The 18837-nt window shown below is 67.8% G+C and carries 22 protein-coding genes and 1 other RNA gene; 6 read left to right on the top strand and 17 right to left on the bottom strand.

The window, feature by feature from the left end; genetic code table 11:
- Positions 1–250: 250 nt before the first annotated feature.
- The gene (locus tag ACXC9Q_RS41085; protein ID WP_457062397.1) at positions 251–2053 is read left to right on the top strand and encodes a SulP family inorganic anion transporter; all 1803 of its coding nucleotides are present in this window, start codon (positions 251–253) and stop codon (positions 2051–2053) included.
- Between the two features lie 103 nt (positions 2054–2156).
- Here the strand turns inward: ACXC9Q_RS41085 and ssrA are convergent.
- The 9 genes from ssrA to ACXC9Q_RS41040 all read right to left on the bottom strand — a co-directional run bounded on the left by ssrA (position 2157) and on the right by ACXC9Q_RS41040 (position 8399).
- Positions 2157–2531, bottom strand: a transfer-messenger RNA (tmRNA) gene (gene ssrA / locus ACXC9Q_RS41080).
- 99 nt (positions 2532–2630) lie between these two features.
- Positions 2631–3317 carry a YoaK family protein gene (locus ACXC9Q_RS41075; protein ID WP_457062395.1) on the bottom strand — a complete coding sequence of 229 codons (687 nt, stop codon included), beginning with the start codon at positions 3315–3317 and terminating at the stop codon, positions 2631–2633.
- 22 nt (positions 3318–3339) lie between these two features.
- Positions 3340–3900: a DUF4870 domain-containing protein gene (locus ACXC9Q_RS41070; RefSeq protein WP_457062394.1), complete on the bottom strand. Its 561-nt coding sequence runs from the start codon at positions 3898–3900 to the stop codon at positions 3340–3342.
- A gap of 113 nt (positions 3901–4013) precedes the next feature.
- On the bottom strand, positions 4014–4490 hold the full coding sequence (gene smpB / locus ACXC9Q_RS41065; RefSeq protein ID WP_457062393.1) for an SsrA-binding protein SmpB: 477 nt from the start codon (positions 4488–4490) through the stop codon (positions 4014–4016).
- Between the two features lie 21 nt (positions 4491–4511).
- Entirely contained in the window at positions 4512–5945 is a 1434-nt protein-coding gene (locus ACXC9Q_RS41060; protein ID WP_457062392.1) for a M23 family metallopeptidase, read from the bottom strand.
- Positions 5946–6032: 87 nt separating this feature from the next.
- Positions 6033–6944, bottom strand: a complete 912-nt coding sequence (ftsX, locus tag ACXC9Q_RS41055; protein WP_457062391.1) for a permease-like cell division protein FtsX — start codon at positions 6942–6944, stop codon at positions 6033–6035.
- Between the two features lie 43 nt (positions 6945–6987).
- The gene (ftsE, locus tag ACXC9Q_RS41050; protein ID WP_328523461.1) at positions 6988–7677 is read right to left on the bottom strand and encodes a cell division ATP-binding protein FtsE; all 690 of its coding nucleotides are present in this window, start codon (positions 7675–7677) and stop codon (positions 6988–6990) included.
- Positions 7678–7861: 184 nt separating this feature from the next.
- A complete protein-coding gene (locus ACXC9Q_RS41045; RefSeq protein WP_457062389.1) occupies positions 7862–8020 on the bottom strand; it encodes a hypothetical protein in 159 nt (52 codons plus the stop codon).
- A complete protein-coding gene (locus ACXC9Q_RS41040) occupies positions 8013–8399 on the bottom strand; it encodes a hypothetical protein (protein ID WP_457062388.1) in 387 nt (128 codons plus the stop codon). Before ACXC9Q_RS41040 ends, ACXC9Q_RS41045 begins: the two co-directional genes overlap by 8 nt.
- 97 nt (positions 8400–8496) lie before the next feature.
- Between ACXC9Q_RS41040 and ACXC9Q_RS41035 the strand changes: the two genes are divergently transcribed.
- Entirely contained in the window at positions 8497–9567 is a 1071-nt protein-coding gene (locus ACXC9Q_RS41035; RefSeq protein WP_457062387.1) for a carbohydrate kinase family protein, read from the top strand.
- On the opposite strand, the gene ACXC9Q_RS41030 is transcribed toward ACXC9Q_RS41035, so the two are convergent.
- Positions 9535–10713 carry an MFS transporter gene (locus ACXC9Q_RS41030; protein ID WP_457062386.1) on the bottom strand — a complete coding sequence of 393 codons (1179 nt, stop codon included), beginning with the start codon at positions 10711–10713 and terminating at the stop codon, positions 9535–9537. The genes ACXC9Q_RS41035 and ACXC9Q_RS41030 overlap by 33 nt on opposite strands.
- A 206-nt stretch (positions 10714–10919) precedes the next feature.
- On the opposite strand from ACXC9Q_RS41030, the gene ACXC9Q_RS41025 reads away from it, so the two are divergent.
- The 3 genes from ACXC9Q_RS41025 (at position 10920) to ACXC9Q_RS41015 (ending at position 13369) form a co-directional block, all read left to right on the top strand.
- Complete coding sequence (locus ACXC9Q_RS41025; protein ID WP_457062385.1) at positions 10920–12185, top strand: ABC transporter substrate-binding protein; 1266 nt, start codon at positions 10920–10922, stop codon at positions 12183–12185.
- Complete coding sequence (locus tag ACXC9Q_RS41020; protein ID WP_457062384.1) at positions 12185–12595, top strand: cytidine deaminase family protein; 411 nt, start codon at positions 12185–12187, stop codon at positions 12593–12595. The genes ACXC9Q_RS41025 and ACXC9Q_RS41020 overlap by 1 nt, the downstream gene beginning before the upstream one ends.
- Positions 12596–13126: 531 nt before the next feature.
- Complete coding sequence (locus ACXC9Q_RS41015) at positions 13127–13369, top strand: hypothetical protein (protein WP_457062383.1); 243 nt, start codon at positions 13127–13129, stop codon at positions 13367–13369.
- A gap of 218 nt (positions 13370–13587) precedes the next feature.
- On the opposite strand, the gene ACXC9Q_RS41010 is transcribed toward ACXC9Q_RS41015, so the two are convergent.
- The 4 genes from ACXC9Q_RS41010 to ACXC9Q_RS40995 form a co-directional block, all read right to left on the bottom strand.
- A complete protein-coding gene (locus ACXC9Q_RS41010; RefSeq protein WP_457062381.1) occupies positions 13588–13917 on the bottom strand; it encodes a helix-turn-helix domain-containing protein in 330 nt (109 codons plus the stop codon).
- 2 nt (positions 13918–13919) lie between these two features.
- Complete coding sequence (locus ACXC9Q_RS41005; RefSeq protein WP_457062379.1) at positions 13920–14069, bottom strand: hypothetical protein; 150 nt, start codon at positions 14067–14069, stop codon at positions 13920–13922.
- Positions 14066–14398 (bottom strand): YciI family protein, encoded by a 333-nt coding sequence (locus ACXC9Q_RS41000; protein ID WP_457062377.1) that lies wholly within the window; start codon positions 14396–14398, stop codon positions 14066–14068. Before ACXC9Q_RS41000 ends, ACXC9Q_RS41005 begins: the two co-directional genes overlap by 4 nt.
- A 124-nt stretch (positions 14399–14522) precedes the next feature.
- Entirely contained in the window at positions 14523–14924 is a 402-nt protein-coding gene (locus tag ACXC9Q_RS40995) for a VOC family protein (protein ID WP_457062375.1), read from the bottom strand.
- 29 nt (positions 14925–14953) lie between these two features.
- On the opposite strand from ACXC9Q_RS40995, the gene ACXC9Q_RS40990 reads away from it, so the two are divergent.
- A complete protein-coding gene (locus tag ACXC9Q_RS40990; RefSeq protein WP_457062373.1) occupies positions 14954–15499 on the top strand; it encodes a winged helix-turn-helix transcriptional regulator in 546 nt (181 codons plus the stop codon).
- Here ACXC9Q_RS40990 and ACXC9Q_RS40985 read toward each other — a convergent pair.
- The 3 genes from ACXC9Q_RS40985 to ACXC9Q_RS40975 are packed head-to-tail and all read right to left on the bottom strand — an operon-like array spanning position 15483 to position 18766.
- Positions 15483–16475: a TIGR03842 family LLM class F420-dependent oxidoreductase gene (locus ACXC9Q_RS40985; RefSeq protein WP_457062371.1), complete on the bottom strand. Its 993-nt coding sequence runs from the start codon at positions 16473–16475 to the stop codon at positions 15483–15485. The two genes, ACXC9Q_RS40990 and ACXC9Q_RS40985, sit on opposite strands and share 17 nt — an antisense overlap.
- A 10-nt stretch (positions 16476–16485) precedes the next feature.
- On the bottom strand, positions 16486–17892 hold the full coding sequence (gene hydA / locus ACXC9Q_RS40980) for a dihydropyrimidinase (protein ID WP_457062370.1): 1407 nt from the start codon (positions 17890–17892) through the stop codon (positions 16486–16488).
- 31 nt (positions 17893–17923) lie between these two features.
- Positions 17924–18766, bottom strand: a complete 843-nt coding sequence (locus ACXC9Q_RS40975; protein WP_457062369.1) for a nitrilase-related carbon-nitrogen hydrolase — start codon at positions 18764–18766, stop codon at positions 17924–17926.
- Positions 18767–18837 lie beyond the last annotated feature (71 nt).

Raw genomic sequence — 18837 nt, 5'->3', positions numbered from 1 at the left:
TGGCATAACCCACCCGCAGCGGAATATCTGCCCATAACGGACATATTCATTGCCAATCTGGGCCCGGATGGCTGTGCGTTCGTACGTGCGCGACGGAAAGTCACGAGGAATCGGGCGCTCGCGGAACGCACTTCGGTGGGGCTGGTCGCCGAAATCGCCCAGGTGAAGTCAGCCGGTAGGGGTGATGACGGGGTTACCGGCCGGCTGTGAGCCTGATGGCAGGACGCGACCGGTCCGTTGAGGAAGCGGGATGCCGATGGTCGATGCAGAGGGCTCGAGCGGTGAGCCTGCGAAAGTCGTCCTCGTCCCCTACCAGAGTGCCTACGAGGGCCGTTCCCCGTTCGCCTCGTCGACCAAGCCACCGTGGACGCGCCGCTACGTCCCGTTGGTCGACTCGCTGAAGAGCTACTCACGGGACAAGCTCCGGGTCGATGCGCTGGCGGGGCTGACGGTCGCCGCCCTCGCCCTCCCCGCGTCGATGGCATACTCCGAGCTCGCCGGGCTTCCCGTCACCGCCGGCCTGTATACCCTGCTGCTGCCCGTGCTGGCCTACGCGCTGCTCGGGTCGGGCCTACGCGTCGTGATCGGTCCCGAAGGTGCCGTGGCACTGCTGGTCGCCAGTGCCCTCGCGCCGCTCGCCGCCGCGGGCTCGGCGCAGTACGCCACGTTGGCAGCCGCCCTGGCCATCGCCGTCGGCGCCATCTTCCTCATCGCTCGGCTCCTGCGCCTGGGCTGGATCGCGGACTACTTCTCGCAGTCGGTGCTGGTCGGCTACATCACCGGCGTGGCGGTGCTGATGATCCTCGGTCAATTGGAGAAGCTGACGGGCCTGTCCAGCACGTACAGCGGTGCCATCCGGGCGGCGATCGACAACGTCGCACACATCGGCCATGCGAATCTGGCGACGCTGGCCGTGGCGGGCGGCGCCTTTGTCGTCCTGATCCTGCTCGGCCGTTTCCTTCCGCGCTGGCCCGGAGCCCTGGTCGTGGTCGTGCTCGGCATCGTGGTGTCCTGGCTGTTCGACCTGGAGGCGCACGGTGTCTCCGTCACCGGCTCGATCCCGGCCGGATTGCCGTCGTTCGACCGGCCGCACATCACCGGCTCGGAGTGGCTCTCCCTGGCCCTGCCGGCCGCGGCGATCTTCCTGGTGAGCTTCTCGGACTCGATCCTGACCGCTCGATCCTTCGCAGCTCGACACGGCGAGACCATCGACGCAGACCAGGAGCTGCTCTCCTTCAGCGCGGCGGACGTCGCGGCCGGCTTCACGCACGGCATGCCGGTCGGCACCAGCGGATCCCGCACGGCCGTCAACGACTCGATGAAGGCCACCAGTCAGGTCAGTGGCCTCTTCGCCTTCGGCACCATCCTGCTGATCCTCCTGTTCCTCACCGCCCCCATTCGCTACCTGCCCTCCGCGGTCCTCGGCGCGGTGATCGTCTACGCATCGCTGAAACTCATCGACCCGGCCCAGTGGCGAGAACTGGCCAGGAGCAGCCGCACCGAGGTTGGCATCGCTGCGATCACCTCTGTGGTCGTGGTCGCGATCGGCGTGCTGCCGGCGATCGTGGTCGCCATGGGGCTGTCCATAATCGACGTGATCCGCCGCACCGCCATCCCGAGCGACGCCGTGCTGGGCTACTCGGAAGCCGACCAGCGGTACGCCGACGTCGGCACCCACCCCGACGCGGGTATCACCCCCGGAGTGGTCGTCTACCGGATCCAGGAACGGCTCTTCTTCGCCAACGCCCACTTCTTCAAACGCCGGGTGTGGGCTGCCGTCGATGGCGCACCCAAGCCCGTCGGCCACCTGATCCTGGACGCCACCATGATCAGCGGGATCGACGCCAGCGCGGTCGGGGCGATCAGCGAGGTCCGGGCCGGACTGCACAGCCGCAACATCACGTTCGAGGTCGCGCACGCAACCGACGAACTCCGCGAGCAGTTCGACCAGACGGGCCTGACCGGTGTGATCGGCGCCGAGCACATCCATGGCACCATCGAGGCCGCCGTGCAAGCGTGCGCCCCGCAGCCTCGATCGAGCTCCCCTGAGTGAACCCGCCCGAGGGGGGATGTGAGCATCCGCCCGCCGGCGGCGTCACTGGTCGCGGAACGACGAAGTGCCTGGTCGCTGTTGCTCTGACCAGGCACTTCTCAAGGGGTGGAGGTGGCGGGAATCGAACCCGCGTCCTTCAGCGTTGCTCCAAGACTTCTCCGGGCGCAGTCTGTTAGGCGATTTTCTCGGCCCCAGCGCTCTCACAGACACGTCGCTGACAGGCTCAGTCACTGTAAATGTCCCGTACTAACCCCGTGACCGGGCTAGCACAGCAAGCTTCCTAGCTGAGGCCAGGAACCGGGTCGGAAGCATCCCCGGGCTGACCCTTCGTTTACCTCAGGCCGTCAGGCGGCGAGAGCGAAGTTAGTGCGCGTGTTATTGGCACTTATTGGTTTCCAGAGATCGTTAACGAGATAACCCTGGATCCTCGGCCCGCTTCCCTTGGAACTAACGTCCAAAGTCGAAACCGTTCACCCCCTGTTGAGTTGTCAAACTCCCACCAGCCCCGAAGGGTGTGGAAGATCCACACTACCAAGTCCAACAGACCGCCCGCACCTCACATTCCCGGCGGCAGCGCTCAGGCGGCCGGATCCGGGGCCGGGGCGGGCGCAAACAGGAAGATGAGCGCCGCGGCGGCCACCACAGCGCCGGCCAGAGCGATGACACCAGAGACGGTCTTCTGGAGCAGCAACGCCCCGATCGCCGCACCCACGAGCATGGCCGCGATGGAGCCCAGCCGACGGTGCGGCTTGGCCGAGCGACCGGTGCCCAGCGCGCTGTCCGCCGCCAGCCCTGTCAGGGTCAACGTCAGCACGGTCGTGGTCAGATCCCGCGGCGCCACATGCCGCACCGTCGCGTTCTGCAACCCGAAACAGCCCGCCAGCGCCACGATCAGCACGTACGACGTCCCGCCCGTCTCCCGCAGTACGCCGACATCCACCAGCAGCGCGCACACCCACAGCACCACCGCCTGCGCCCCGAAAGCAGTCCCCAGCCACCGCCGGGGTCGCCCATCCAGCACTCGAGCCGCCCGCCCGCCACCAAGTGACCCGAGCACGAAACCAAGCACCGCCGCCACCGGCGGCCCGAAGCGAAACCCTGACGCCGGCACCACCGCGAACCCCAGGAACACGACGTTCCCCGTCATGTTCGCCACGAAGGTGTGCCCGAGCGACAGATAGCTCACCGCATCGATCAGCCCCGTGGCCCCGGTCAATCCCAGGAACCCGGCGACCTCCCAGCGCGCCGCGACAGGAACAGCCATGCCGCCTAGCGTAAGAGACGAGCTACTTGATCAGCCGCAGCGTGAACGGGTAGCGGAAGTTCGTGCCGACCGCGGTGGCGAGCCCGCCGATCCCCGTGAGGACGAACCACAGGATGCCGAGCAGCGGGAAGAGGAATCCCAGGAACCCGTGGGTCACCCCGGTCGCGATGCCCAGCAGCGCGAACGCTCCGAACGCGCTCAGCTGGAAGTTCAACGCCTCGACCGCATGCTTACGCACCGCCGGGTTCTTCTGACCCGTCGTCGCGACCACGATCGCCGGCCCGACGAAGAACGTCGGGTACCCGAGCCAGTGCGCCAGCGTCCCCATCCCGCGGCCGCTCGAGTCGTACCGCTGGAGCTGCGCCGGCCGGGTGAAGGCGGCGGGTGCGTACGTCGGGACCGGCCGGGACACAAGTCCGTCGAACGTGCTGTTCAGCTCGGCTCGGGTGCGGGCCTTCAGCGCCAACTCGAGCCGGGTGTCGAACTCGAAGTGGTCCAGCCGGCCGTCGGCGTACATCTCTTTCAGGATCTCGACTGCGCGGTCCCGTTGGGCCGGCGTCACCAGCAGGTCTGAAGTGCTCATGCCTCCACTCTGCGCGCCGGACGCCGCTCACCCCATCGGGTTCAGCCCCCAGGCACCCCTGACCGGACCCCAGGCAGCCCTCGGGTACGCCGGTCAGCGGCAACGCGACCGGATCAGTGGCCGCGGGTCCGCTCCGACAGGGCGCGCCGGGCCTCACGGTCGGCCTGGCGCTCGGCCAGGGCGTGCCGCTTGTCGTAGTCCTTCTTGCCGCGCCCGGTGGCGAGTTCGACCTTCGCGTAGCCGTCCTTGAAGTACAGCGAGAGCGGGATCAGCGAAACCCCCTGCTGCTCGACGGCCTTGATCAGCTTCTGCACCTCGTCCTTGTGCAGCAGCAGCTTGCGGGCCCGGCGCGGCTCGTGGTTGGTCCACGTCCCGTGCTTGTACTCGGGAATGTGCATCCCCTGGAGCCAGAGCTCGTTCCCCCGGACCGCGGCGAACGCGTCGACGAGGGAGGCCCGGCCCTGCCGCAGGGACTTGACCTCGGTTCCCGTCAGCACCAGGCCGGCCTCCACCACGTCCTCGATGTGGTAGTCGTGTCGCGCCTTCCGGTTCTGCGCGATCGGCTTCTGCTGGCCGGTCTGTTTCACCATCCGACCAGTATCTCACCCTGCTCAGAGCCACTTCATCGGATTAACCACGTTGCCGTCCTGGTAGACCATGAAATGCAGGTGGCAGCCGGTGGAGTAGCCCGTGGTGCCGACGTACCCGATGATCTCGCCCCGGGAGACGCGCTCGCCGACGTGGGCCCTGTACTTCGACAGGTGGTTGTAGACGGTGGTGATGGAGGAGCCGTCGATCACTCCGTGCGAGACGAACAGCCGGTTCCCGTAACCACCGTTGTAGTACTTGTCCGTGACGACCCCGCTGGCGGCCGCGCGGATCGGCGTACCGCAGCCGGCGCCGAAGTCGGTGCCGTCGTGCAGCTTCCAGTAGTGCAGGATCGGGTGGAAACGCATTCCGAACGGCGACGTGATGTAGGTGTCGATCGGCTTGCTCAGCCGCCCACCGTTGTCGGACGGCTCGTCGGGTACGTTGCGCGGCGCCCGGTGCTCCTTGCGCGCCCGCTCCCGCTCGGCCTTCTCCCGGGCCGCCTTGCGGCGGGCGGCAGCCGCCTTCTCGGCGCGAGCCCGGGCGATCAGGATCTGCTGGACCCGGGTCCGCTCGCGCAGCAGCGAGTTGTACTGCGCCAGTTCGGAGTTCTTCTCCTTCTCGGCGGCCTTGAAGGCGACCAGCTTGACCTGAGCGACCGCGGCGGCCTCGGCCTTGTCGGCCGCGACCTGCTGGGTCAGCACGGTGACCTGCTGGACCGTCTGGGCCGCCTCGGCCCGTGCGGCCGCGGCGGCCTGCTCGGCCACTGCCACCTTGGCGCGCTTGCTCGCGAGCTGCGCCTGCGCGTTGTTCAGGTTGGTGATCGCGTTGCCCTGGATGCCGAACACGTTCCGCTGCACCTGCATCCCGGTGGCGATGTCGGCCGGCGCCGCGCCACGCAGCGCGATCGACAGCCCGACCAGGCTGTTCTGCTGCTGGTACGCCGATCGCACCGCCCGGCCGGCCACCTTCCGCTTCTCCGTGATCAGCTGCTCACCTGCCGCGACATCGGAGATCGCCGTACGCAAGGCTTCTTCGGCGCTCGCGAGCTTGCTCGCGGCAACCACATCGGCGGCCTTCGCGGCGGCCAGCTTGCCCTGGGCGGCGGCGTACCGGACCTGGACGGCCTGGTACTTCACCTCCGCCTGGTTGTAGGCGGCAACGGACTTGCCGAGCTGGTCGGACGCCTCGGCGAGATCAGCCTTCTGCTGGGTGATCTGCGAGTCGAGTTGCTTCTTCTTGGCGGCTGGATCGGGCGGGTCCGCCTGAGCAGACGGGACCGCCGCCAGGACTCCGGCGGACAGGGACAGGACAAGGCAGCAAGCGGCGACCACCGTCGGCCGGCCCCGCGGTCCGGTGCGTGATCGCGGGTACAGCGGTGCGGAGGTGCCGGTGCTGTCGTCTCGCTTGATGCTCCCCCGCGGACGCGGGTTCGCACCGGGGAAGTGCGGGACCACAGGTCGACCCCTTGCTCTGGATGAAGTTGTCGTGCGGTACAGGAGTTACTGTTGTGACTCCTGATACTGCACGATAAGTCACCCGGGTCAGACTTTGAGGTATTTCCGCGTTGTCAGGAATGTCGGGACCACGGCCAGGATCAGGCCGACCACGACCATGATCAGCGTGGCCCGGAAGGTTTCGCTCGCGCCGACCCACTGCCAGACGCGGAAGGTCTCCTGGGCCCGCTGCATCACCACGAAGTAGACGCCGACCCACAACGTGCCGCAGGCAAGGACCGCGCCGATCAGGGCTGCCAGCACCGCCTCGAGCAGGAACGGTAGCTGGATATAGAAGTTCGACGCGCCCACCAGGCGCATGATGCCGATCTCCCGTCTCCGCGCGTACGCCGCCAATCGGATCGTGTTCGAGATCTGCATCAGCGCGGCGACCAGCAGCAACGCCGCGGCGACCAGGGCGCCGACTTGCAAGCCGTTGAGTGCCTTGAACAACGGATCGAGGTACTGGCGCAGGTCCTGGACCGTGTCGACGCCGGGCAGGCCGGCGACCGCGCTGACCAGGTTCTGATAGCGCTGTGGATCGCGCAGTTTGACCCGGAAGGACTCCTGCATCTGGTCCTCGGTGACCGTGCTGACGATCGGCGAGTCCTTGTACAGCTTCTTGAACGAGTCGAACGCTTCCTTCTTCGACTCCGAGAACACCCCGTCGGGCGCGGTGTCCGGGTTCGCCGAGATCACCTGCTGGATCCGGTTCTTCTGCTCCTGCGTCACCTCGGCGCCGGTACAGCCGCGGCCGCCGGAGTCCTTGGTGCACAAGAAGACCGAGATCTGGATCTTGTCGTACCAGTTCCCCTTCATCAGGTCGACCTGCTCGCGGGCGAGCAGCGCGCTGCCGAACAGCGACAGCGAGACCCAGATGGTGACGACGACCGCGATCGTCATCGAGAGGTTCCGCTTCAGCCCGATGCCGAGGTCGGAGAGGATGTAGTTCAGACGCATTCTTCAGTCAGTCCCTGTGTCAGCCCGGTGACAGGCAGCCGTCTCAGTGCTGGTAGCCGTAGACGCCGCGCGACTCGTCGCGGACGACATGACCGTTCTCCAGCTCGATCACGCGCTTGCGCATCTGGTCGACGATCGACACGTCGTGAGTGGCCATCACGACGGTCGTTCCGGTCCGGTTGATCCGGTCCAGCAACTTCATGATGCCGACCGACGTCCCCGGGTCGAGGTTTCCGGTCGGCTCGTCGGCGATCAGGATCATCGGCCGGTTCACGAACGCGCGGGCGATCGCCACCCGCTGCTGCTCGCCGCCGGACAGCTCGTCCGGCATCCGGTCCTCCTTGCCGTCCAGGCCGACCAGCTCGAGCACCTCGGGCACCGTCTTGCGGATGTGCGAGCGGGGCTTGCCGATCACCTGCAGCGCGAACGCCACGTTCTCCGCGACGGTCTTGTTCGGCAGCAGCCGGAAGTCCTGGAACACGGTTCCGATCTGCCGCCGCATCTGCGGGATCCGCCAGCTGGCCAGCCGGTTCAGATCCTTGCCGGCGACCATGATGTGACCCTTGGTCGTCCGGTGCTCACGCAGGACCAGGCGAAGGAACGTCGACTTGCCGGACCCGGAGGTGCCGACCAGGAAGACGAACTCGCCCTTCTCGATCTCGACGTTGACGTTCAGCAGAGCGGCCTTGGACTGGCCCTCGTACGTCTTGGACACATTCTCGAAGCGGATCACGGGATCATCCGGCCGTGGTCGGGAACAGGGAGCGACGCGACGGTAACCACGTTGTGCACCGTACGCCACCGGAGCGGCCGTCGATCAGTGTAGGTGCTCCACGGCGTGCCGCCGACCTGACGGGCCGGTCCGTACGCGCGCGTCCGATAGACGGTGCACGACGAACGACGTACGACGCCTCGGATCAGGCCGGGCTGGGAGCCGTGCCGTTGTCCGGGCGGGCGTCGGCGATGCGGGCCACGCCCGGCTCGGGTTTGCGGCCGGCTCGGCGGGCCGCCTCGACGTGCAACCGGGCCAGCTCGACGGCCTGGCGGGAGACCCTCACGGTCCTCTTCTCAGCCATGCTCACCGTCTCCCTCGACGACCTCGATGTCCGCGTCCGCAATATCAGCGTACGCGGCCGCGCCGACCCGGTCGATCGCGACGGAGCCGGTCAGCGCGGCGACCAGTTCGTAGTCCTCGGGCTGTAGCAGCTCGGAGCGCATGAGCGAACGCAGCGTGACCACGCCCGCATCCGTGCCCGCGTCCGTACCCTCGAGGATCTGCTCGACCGCCCACCGGACCATTCGCATGGTCTCCTCGCGATGTCGCCAGGTGTTCAGCTCGCGATCCGACTTGCGGACCATGTACGAACCCAGCGCGACGCCAGCGAGGACGAGCAACGGACTGAGGGCGGCCATGATGACACCCACCACCCCGATCCAGGTCGGAATCACGGACACGCCCCGGCACTCATCAATGTTCTCCCAATTCCGTGGTGCTGACCGGTCGATGATGCTACGAAGGAGCATCCCACCGGCCACCGACAGAACCGCCAGCATGACAAGGAGCAGTGTCATCGTGATGAACAAGTCCGACGCCTACGACGTGTTCGTGCAGGGGACCGTGTTCCTCGACATCGTGATGACCGGTCTGGAGTCCGCCCCGACCACCGGCACCGAGATCTTCGCCGAGGGGATGGGCTCGTGCCCCGGCGGCGTCGCGAACTTCGCCATCGCGGCCGCGCGGCTCGGCCTGAAGAGCGGCCTGGCCGCGGTCTTCGGCGACGATGTGTACGCCGACTTCTGCTGGCGGACCCTGGCCGACCAGGAGGGGGTGGATCTGTCCCACTCCCGCCGGATCGGCCACTGGCACTCCCCGGTGACGGTGTCGATGTCGATCGACCGGGACCGGGCCATGGTCACCCACGCCCACGAGGCCCCCGGCGATCCGAGCAAACTGGTCGGCCCCGGCCTGAAGACCCGCTCGGCGATCGTCCCGGTCGCCGACGAACTGCCCGACTGGACCATCGAGGCGATGCAGTCCGGCACCCTGCTGTTCGGCGACGTCGGCTGGGACCCGACCGACGAGTGGTCGCCCGCGGTGCTCGACGTACTCGAGGGCTTTCACGCCTTCACGCCGAACGCGACCGAAGCGATGGCCTACACCCGCACCGACACGCCGAAGGCCGCGCTGCACAAGCTGGCCGAGCGTGTCCCGCTGGCGGTCGTCACCAACGGCGCGGACGGCGTACTCGCGATCGACTCCGCGACCGGCGAAGAGGAGCAGGTGCCGGCGCTGCCGGTCCGCTCCTACGACCCGACCGGCGCCGGCGACGTCTTCCTCGCATCGCTCGTCCTCGGGACGCTCCGCGGCTGGCCGCTCGCGCACCGACTCGCCTTCGGCAATCTCTGCGCGGGACTGTCCGTCCAGCACTTCGGTGGCTCGCTCGCGGCCCCCGGCTGGGGCGACATCATCGACTGGGTCCGCGACCACAGCCGGCACCGGCCCGGCGGCGTCGATCCCGACATCCTTCGGCACTACACCTTCATCGGCGACGTCCTTCCCGAAGGCCCTGTCCCGATCGTCCGCCGAGCCTCAGCCACCATCGCCCGCCTGTCGGACGCCTGACACCCAGACGATCGCGGCGACGACAGCAAGCAGTACGCCGCCCGCCAGGAACCCGTGCGACGGCGTGGTCCGCTGGATCAGCAGCCCGGCCAGCGCGGAACCCGCCGACGAGCCGAGGTTGTTGGCGGTGTTGATCCACGTGCTCGCCTCGGTGCGCTGGTGCGGCGGAGTGACGTTGTCCGCAGCCAGGTAGGACACCACGAAGAGCGGCGCCACGGCGACACCGGCCGCACCCATCACAACTCCGAGCACGAGCAGATTGGTCGCGAACGAGGCCGCGAGCAGACCGACAGCCAGTACGGCGATCAGCCCGCCGAGGTGAGTCGACCACGAGCGGGTGTGGCTGCGACGAGCCCACAGCAGCCCACCGGTGACACTGCCGAGCCCGATCGCGGCCTCGACGTACCCCGCCGCGCCGGGATGGCCCGCGCGCTGAGCGACTCCGGCCACACAGAGGTAGGCGAGACTGACCCCGGACGCCGTGACCATGATGACGACCAGAATCCGTCGCAGGCCCGGGATCACCAGTGGTCCCAGCGGATGGCGGGTCGCCGGTGCCACTGTTGCGTGTCGCGTGACCGGACTGGTCACCATGGCGAGGGTGCCGACGACCATCAGGCCCGCGGAGCAGCCGAGCGCGGCGGGCGCGGACGCCACGCTGATCAGCGCACCGGCGAGCAACGGACCGCCGAGGAAGAGGCATTCCTCGCTGACCGCATCCAACGCATTGGCCCGTTCTTTGAGGGCCGATCCGTCGGTGAGCAGTCGCCAATTGGACCGCATTGACGGTCCCAGCGGAGGTGCGAGCAGTCCTGCCGCAGCCACGAGTACGAGGTTGCTCGTCGTACTCGCAATGACAACAAGGGCGGCGGAACAGCCGACAGCGAGGGGCGGGAGCACCCGGCGCTGACTGAAGCGGTCGACGAGCCGCGCCTTGTAAGGCATCGACAGCGACGCGAGCCCGAAGATCGCGACCGCGGCACCCGCCGTGGCGAAAGAGTTGGTGGACTGCTGGACGGTGAAAAGCAACGACAGCGGGAGCAGACCGTACGACAACCGGCCGAGCAGCGCCGGCACGAACGTGCGCAGCGCCAACGGCAACAACAGCACATCACGGTAGCTCCCGGCACGAACTGTGCCGGACAAGAGAACACTCCTGGAGATCGACGACGCCCCAACCGGACGCCGCACCACGAATTCGGCCTCGACCGCGCAAACCACGCGCAGGAGCGATCCCTAGTCACAGAAGCAGAACATGCCGACCAGCATACGTGATCCGACGACCCCCCGCAGTTCGTAGGGTCTGGGGTGGTGCGCGGGCTGTGGGACTGCGCGGGATGGAGATACGGCGGATGGCTGGGGTTAGCAGGCGGCGGTTGCTGGCGGTGGGTGGCGGGATCGCGGCGATGGCGGTGGCTGGGTGTGGATCCAACACCGGGCGGTCGGACGCGGCGTCGGGAGACAAGCCGGCGTTGGCGCAGTGGTATCACCAGTACGGCGAAGCCGGGACGCAGCAGGCGGTCGAGAGGTACGCGAAGGCGTACCTGGACGCGACCGTGACCGTGCAGTGGTCGCCGGGCGACTACGACAAGAAGATGTCGACCGCGCTGCTCACCGACCAGGGTCCGGACGTGTTCGAGTCCGTCAACGGGCCGACCATCGACATGATCAAGGCCAACCAGGTGGTCGAGCTGACCGATCTGCTCGGTGACGCCAAGTCCGACTTCACGCCGTCGCTGATCGACCGGATGACCTACCAGGGCAAGCTGTACGCGGTCCCGCAGGTCACCGACATGCAGCTGCTCGTCTACCGCAAGAGCCTGCTCGGCGCGGCCGCCGTGCAGCCGCCCGAGACCGTCGACGACCTGCTCGCGGCCGCTCACAAGCTGACCACTGACAAGGTGAAGGGCCTGTTCGTCGGCAACGACGGCGGCGTCGGCGTCCTCGGCGGACCGGCGCTGTGGTCGGCCGGGTTGGACTACCTGACGGAGGACAACCAGTTCGGCTTCGACGACCCGGCCGCGATCGAGTCGCTGCGCAAGCTGCGCGAGCTGTTCACCTCGAAGACTCTGTTGCTCGGGGCACCGACCGACTGGTCCGACCCGTCGGCGTTCACGCAGGGCCTGACGGCGATGCAGTTCACCGGCCTATGGACCCTGTCGGCCATCCAGAAGGCGTTCCCCGACGACTTCGGCGTACTCCCGTGGCCGAAGCTGAACGCGACCACCGGCAAGCCGAGTGTCCCGGTCGGCGCCTACGGTTCGTGTGTGAACGCCAAGTCGAAGAACGTCGACGCGGCGAAGAAGTTCGTCAAGTGGCTGTGGGTCGACCAGACAGACGACCAGCTCGACTTCGCGCAGTCGTACGGCTTCCACATCCCGGCCCGCAAGAGCCTGGCCGCGAAGGCGGACAAGCTGAAGTCCGGCCCGGCCGCCGACGCGGTCAGGTTCGTCAACGAGAACGGCCACGCGCAGACGCCGATCCTCTGGTCGCCGAAGTCCAGTACGGCGTACTCCGACGCGCTGAACCGGATCATCCGCAGCGGCGCCGACCCGGCCACCGAGATCAAGACAGTCAAGACCGTAGTTGACGCCGAGCTGAAACGGATCAACAACTGATGGACATCCAGCCCTTGACCGACTACGACCGCGAGCTGATCGAACTGGCCCGCCGGACCGTGGACGCGAACACCGACGGACCGGACGGCGTCTACACGATGGGCGCCGCCGTACGCGGTGTCGACGGCCGGATGTACGCCGGGATCAACCTCTACCACTTCACCGGCGGCCCCTGTGCCGAACTGGTCGCCCTCGGCCGCGCCCGCGCCGAAGGCGCCCGCGAACTCACCACGATCGTGGCCGTAGGCAACGAAGGCCGCGGCGTGATCGGCCCCTGCGGCCGCGACCGCCAGATCCTCGTCGACTACCACCCAGCCATCCGCGTCATCCTGCCAACCCCCGACGGCGCCGGCTCAGTCCTCGCCACCGACCTACTACCGGGGGCCTACCGCTGGACCCCCAACCCGTAGACCCCGTTGCCCGGCAGCCGCCGCTCGGCTCCGGTCAGGCCAGGTGGATTTCGCCGGTGCGGAACCACCACGTGATTGGTTCGGCCTCGAGGAGACCTGCCTGGACGGCCCGGTCGAAGCGGGTGATCAGGCCGGCGAGCACGCCTGCTGGATGTGTTGGCGAAGTGAGCGAGGTCGGCTGGTGTGCAGCTCGACAGGAAGTGTCGGTCCAGGGGTACTGGTTGGGCGAGGCACTCAGGCCTGGCCCCTGCCGGCTTGTCCGGGGCCAGGGCGGACACCTCCTGTCCAGCTGCCCCAGCCACCGTCCGCACCCGAGCGGCCCGCACCGGCGGGCAGGTGCGGTGACAGGACGCGCTCGTCTTGCCGGTCGCCGGGGGTACCGACCCGGGCGACCTCGGACACCATCTGGTGACCTCGGACAGGCTGTGCCGTGGCCGAGGTCCCGACTACCTGTCCGAGGTCGCGGGCTCGTCAGCGCCGGCACCAGGTCCCGTCAACCGGTCGGGGTGCTGCGCGTGACAGGCTAAAGGGATGATCACTGTGCATCCCTTGACCGACGAGGACCGCGAGCTGATCGAACTGGCCCGCCGGACCGTGGACGCGAACACCGACGGACCGGACGGCGTCTACACGATGGGCGCCGCCGTACGCGGTGTGGACGGCCGGATGTACGCGGGATCAACCTCTACCACTTCACCGGCGGCCCCTGTGCCGAACTGGTCGCCCTCGGCCGCGCCCGCGCCGAAGGAGCCCGCGAACTCACCACAATCGTAGCCGTAGGCAACGAAGGCCGCGGCGTGGTCGGCCCGTGCGGCCGCGACCGCCAGATCCTCGTCGACTACCACCCAGCCATCCGAGTCATCCTGCCAACCCCCGACGGCGTCGGCTCAGTCCTAGCCACCGACCTACTCCCAGGGGCCTACCGCTGGACCCCCAACCCGTAGAACCTTCAGCCTTGGCGGACAAGCTTGCCGACGGGCTCAACGGCGGCGTCAGGCGACCTTCCAGGTCCTGTCGCCGAGGGTTGCGACCAGGTCCACAGTGCCACCGAGGGCGGTGACGTACGCACGAATGACCTCGATCCCCGAGATCTCACCGTTCTCGATCTTCGAGATGCGCGCCTGCGAGACGTGCAGCAACTCCGCGAGACCTGCCTGGGTAACCCCCGCCGCCTTGCGCATCTCGGCGAGCTGATGCCCACGAATGTAGGACTCCCGACGCTCACGGGCCACATCCTTGCCCGCGGCGCGCTCGGCGGCAGTGCGCGGATCGGCGGCGCGTGCCCTGGCCTTGACGTCTTTCCAGTCGGCGTAGTCGCTCATCCTCAGCCCTCCTCCTTCAGCGCGATCAGGTGCTCCGCGAACCTCTCGTCCGCCAGCGGAACAGCCGTCCGGTACCAACTCTCCCACCGACCCGACTTGTCGCCTGCCACCAGCATGATGGCTTCGCCGTCACTGAGAGATCGAGTGGTCAACGCAGGTGGATCTCGCCTGCGCGGAACCACCAGGTGATTGGGTCGGCCTCGAGGAGGCCTGCCTGGACGGCTGGGTCGTCGGAGGCGTGGCGGCGGGCTTCTTCGATGCCGGTTCGGTAGACGCACAGGCCGCGGAGGGTTTCGTCGGCGTGGTCGCGGAACGGGCCCGCCGCGCCCATCACGCCTTCCTTGCGGAGTCTGTCGAGGAAGGCGAGGTGGGCTTCCTGGATCCGGTCTTGCTCGTTGTCGGGCAGGACCGGCGGCTCGGCCGGGCGGCGCAGCAGGACGAGTGTCAGGCTCTCCATCCCCGGCCGCGGCGGCGTGCTCACGACTCCCCGGCGAGCGCCCGGGATCTCATGATCCCCAGGCCGTCGGGGCGGCCGGGGCTCATGACTCCGTGGCCGTCGGGCGGGCGAGGGCTCATGACTCCGTGGCCGTCGGACGGGCGGGGGCTCATGACTCTCTGGCCGTTGGGCGTGCTACCTCGACGAGCCGCTGGGCGAGCATGAACGTGTTGCCGTCCGGGTCGTAGAACGTGGCGAGGCGTACCTCGTCCGCGATCTGCCGGGTCTCCCCGTCGAAGCGTGTGCCGAGCGACTCGAGGTGTGCGCGAGCCTTGTCGATGTCGTGGACCCCGAACGTGACGACGACCCCGCCCTCGGTCTTCGGCTTCTCGGTCTGGCCGATCCCGATCGAGATCCCGGGTAGCGGCGTACTCAGCTCGGCCCAGCCCCAGGACTCCAGCCGGTGGACGACCTCGAATCCCAGCGCCTGCTCGTACCACCGGAGCGACTGCTCCAGGTCGGCGACCTCGAGCGCGCAGACCGCGCGCCCGTCGTACTCGATCCCACTCATGGTCCTGTTTTTATACTAAGCTTACTTTCGTGTCAACGCTGGCGACCCTGGTCCACCTCCGCTGGGCCGTCCCGGTGCTCGCCGAACTGCACCGCGGCTACGGCGGGCGCTTCGTGAACCTGACCCACAACCTCGGCGTCGGCCGCGAGTCCCTCAGCCGGACGCTCGCCTTCCTGACCGAGGCCGGCCTCATCCGGCGCAACCCCGGACACGGTCACCCACTGCGACCGGAGTACCTGCTGACCGAGGTCGGCGCGCAACTCGCCGAGCCTGCCGCCGCGCTGACGGACCTGCTGCACGAGCTCGGCGCAAGCGAGGTCGGCCTGAAGAAGTGGTCCCTGCCGATCCTCGTGCTGCTCACGGCCGGCGAGCGCCGCTTCTCCGAGCTGCGCAACGCCCTGCCCGGCACCTCGAACCGCGCGCTGACGCTGGCGTTGAAGGACCTCGAGTCCGCCGAACTGGTCACCCGGACCGTGACCACGGGCTACCCGCCCACGACGTCGTACGGTGCGACGCAGACCGGACTGCGGTTGGCACACGCAGCCGAGCAGCTCCAGCTCAGAACGCCGGGATGATGTCCTTGCCGTAGGCGGCCAACGTCTCTTCCTTCGCGTCGTGCTGCAGGTACACCGCGAACTGATCGACGCCGAGCGCCTTCAGCTCCTCCAGCCGGGCCAGGTGATTCTCGACCGGGCCGAGGATGCAGAACCGGTCGACGACCTCATCCGGGACGAAGGCGGTGTGGGTGTTGCCCGCGCGCCCGTGTTCCTTGTAGTCGTAGCCCTTGCGCCCCTCGATGTAGTCCGTCAGCGCCTTAGGCACCGCGCCGGAAGTGCCGTATCTGGAGACGATGTCGGCCACGTGGTTGCCGACCATCCCGCCGAACCAGCGGGTCTGCTCGCGCTGATGGTCCAGGTCGCCCCCGACGTACGCCGGTGCCGCGACGCAGAACTTGATCGCGGCCGGATCCCGGCCGGCCTGCTCGGCAGAGCGCCGTACGGCGGTGATCATCCACTCGGCGATGTCAGGGTCGGCCAACTGCAGGATGTAGCCGTCGCCGACCTCGCCGGTCGCGGCCAGCGCCTTCGGTCCGTACGCTGCGACCCAGACGTCCAGCGCACCATCGTCGACCCAGGCGAACTTGAGCTGCTGACCGCGGTACTCGACCGTTTCGCCGCGGGCCAGCGAGCGGACGATCTCGACGCACTGCTTCAGCTCGTCGATCGTGCCGGGTTTGGCGCCGAGCGTCCGCAGCGCGGAGTCGCCGCGGCCGATGCCGCAGATCGTCCGGTTGCCGAACATCTCGTTCAGGGTGGCGAACTGGGACGCGATCACGGTCCAGTCCCGGGTGCCCGGGTTCGTCACCATCGGGCCGACGATCACCCGTTGCGTCGTGGCCAGGATCTGGCTGTAGATGACGAACGGCTCCTGCCAGAGCAGGTGCGAGTCGAACGTCCAGACGTAGCCGAACCCGGCGTCCTCGGCCTTCCGCGCCAGGTCTACGACCGTGGACGCGGGCGGATCGCACTGGAACACCACTCCGAAGTCCACGGTTGTCCCCTTACATCAAGTACGACGACAGGCCACGCTTCAGGAACTTCCCCCGGCCCTTGCGGCCATGGTAGTTGCCGTCAGCCACGATCACCTCGCCGCGCGAGATCACGGTGCCCACCCGGCCCTGGATCTCGACCCCTTCGTACGCCGAGTAGTCCATGTTCATGTGATGCGTCTCGACACCGATCCGCGTCGTACCGTCCGGGTCGTAGACGACCAGGTCGGCGTCCGAGCCGGGCTGGACGATCCCCTTCTGCGGGTACAGCCCGAACATCCGGGCCGGCGTCGTCGAGATCGTCTCGACCCAGCGCTCCAGCGAGAGCTTGCCGTCCACGACGCCTTGGTAGATGAGGTCGACGCGGTGCTCGACGCCGCCGATCCCGTTCGGGATCTTGGAGAAGTCGCCGATGCCCAGCTCCTTCTGGTCCTTCATGCAGAACGGGCAGTGATCGGTCGACACGATCGCCAGATCGTTGCTCCTGAGGCCCTTCCACAGATCCTTCGCGTGCGACTCGTACTTGCTGCGCAGCGGGGTCGAGCAGACCCACTTCGCCCCTTCGAACCCGGGCGCGCCGAGCTGGTCCTCCAAGGTCAGATAGAGGTACTGCGGGCAGGTCTCGGCGAACACGTTCCGGCCGTTGTCACGCGCCTGGGCGACGGCCTCCAGGGCTCCGCTCGCCGACAGGTGGACGATGTAGAGCGGGCAGTCCTGGGCGACCTCCGCCAGCGCGATCGCCCGGCTGGTCGCCTCGGTCTCCAGCGCCGGCGGACGCGTGATGCCGTGGTAGATCGGGTCGGTCTCACCGCGAGCCAGCGCCTGCTGCACCAGGACGTCGATGGCGATGCCGTTCTCCGCGTGCATCATGATCATCGCGCCGTTCTCCCGCGCGGTCTGCATCGCCCGCAGGATCTGGCCGTCGTCGGAGTAGAAAACGCCCGGGTAGGCCATGAACAGCTTGAAGCTGGTGATGCCCTCGTCGGCGACCAGTTGGTCCATCGCCTTCAGCGCGTCGGTGTCGACGCCGCCGAGGATCATGTGGAACGCGTAGTCGATGTGACAGTTGCCTTCGGCCTTGGTGTGCCAGGCGGCGAGTCCGTCCTGCACCACTTCACCGGTCCTCTGGACGGCGAAGTCGATGATGGTCGTCGTACCGCCCCAGGCGGCCGCCCGGGTCCCGGTGTCGAAGGTGTCACTCGCCGCGGTGCCGCCGAACGGCAGTTCCATGTGCGTGTGCGCGTCGATCCCGCCCGGGATCACGTACTTGCCGGTGGCATCGATCACCTCGTCCGCGGTGACCGCCGGGGTGAACGACGGGTCCAGTACGGCGACGATCTTCTCGCCCTCGACCAGTACATCCGCGACCCTCGTCCCGGTCGGTCCGATGACAGTTCCACCCTTGACCAGCAACGACATATCCGCTCCTCTTTGAGACGGTGTTGTGCGGTTACGGCTTCGTCAGGTCTCCGTAGGCGTCCGGGCGGCGGTCGCGGTAGAACTGCCAGCGGTCGCGGACCGTGTCCAGCAGGCCGAGGTCCAGGTCGCGGATGATCAGTTCCGGATCGTGGTCGTGGCCGACGTCGCCGACGAACTTCCCCTCCGGGTCGACGAAGTACGACGTACCGTAGAAGTCGTTGTCACCGAAGTCGGCCTCGATCCCGACCCGGTTGATCGCGCCGATGAAGTACTCGTTGGCCACCGCACTCGCGGGCTGCTCCAGCTTCCAGAGGTACGCCGAGAGCCCACGGCTGGTCGCGGACGGGTTGAACACGATCTTCGCACCAGCCAGGCCGAGCGCCCGCCAGCCCTCGGGGAAGTGCCGGTCGTAGCAGATGTAGACGCCGATCCGGCCGACCGCGGTGTCGAAGATCGGATAGCCGAGGTTCCCCGGGCGGAAGTAGAACTTCTCCCAGAACCCCTTCACCTGCGGGATGTGGTTCTTCCGGTACTTGCCCAGATACTTGCCATCGGCATCGATGACGGCGGCGGTGTTGTACAGCACGCCCGGCTGCTCCTGCTCGTACACCGGGAGCACCATCACCATCCCGAGTTCCTTGGCCAGCGCGGCGAACCGCTCGGTCGTCGGTCCCGGCACAGACTCGGCGTACTCGTAGTACTCGGTGTCCTGGAGCTGGCAGAAATACGGCCCGTAGAACAGTTCCTGGAAACAGATCACCCGCGCTCCGGCGGCCGCCGCCTGCCGCGCGTACTCCTCATGCGCCTTGATCATGGACTCTTTGTCCCCGGTCCACGACGTCTGCACCAGCGCCGCCCTGACAACCTCAGCCACCAGAACCTCCCCAACTAGCCGAGCACCCATCCTTCATCCGCTCCCCCACACCCGTCAACGGATGCCGGATT

It is taken from the genome of Kribbella sp. CWNU-51 (genome assembly GCF_054073265.1).
Note: the sequence above shows the minus strand (reverse complement) of the source record. Positions and strands in the feature narration are given on the sequence as shown.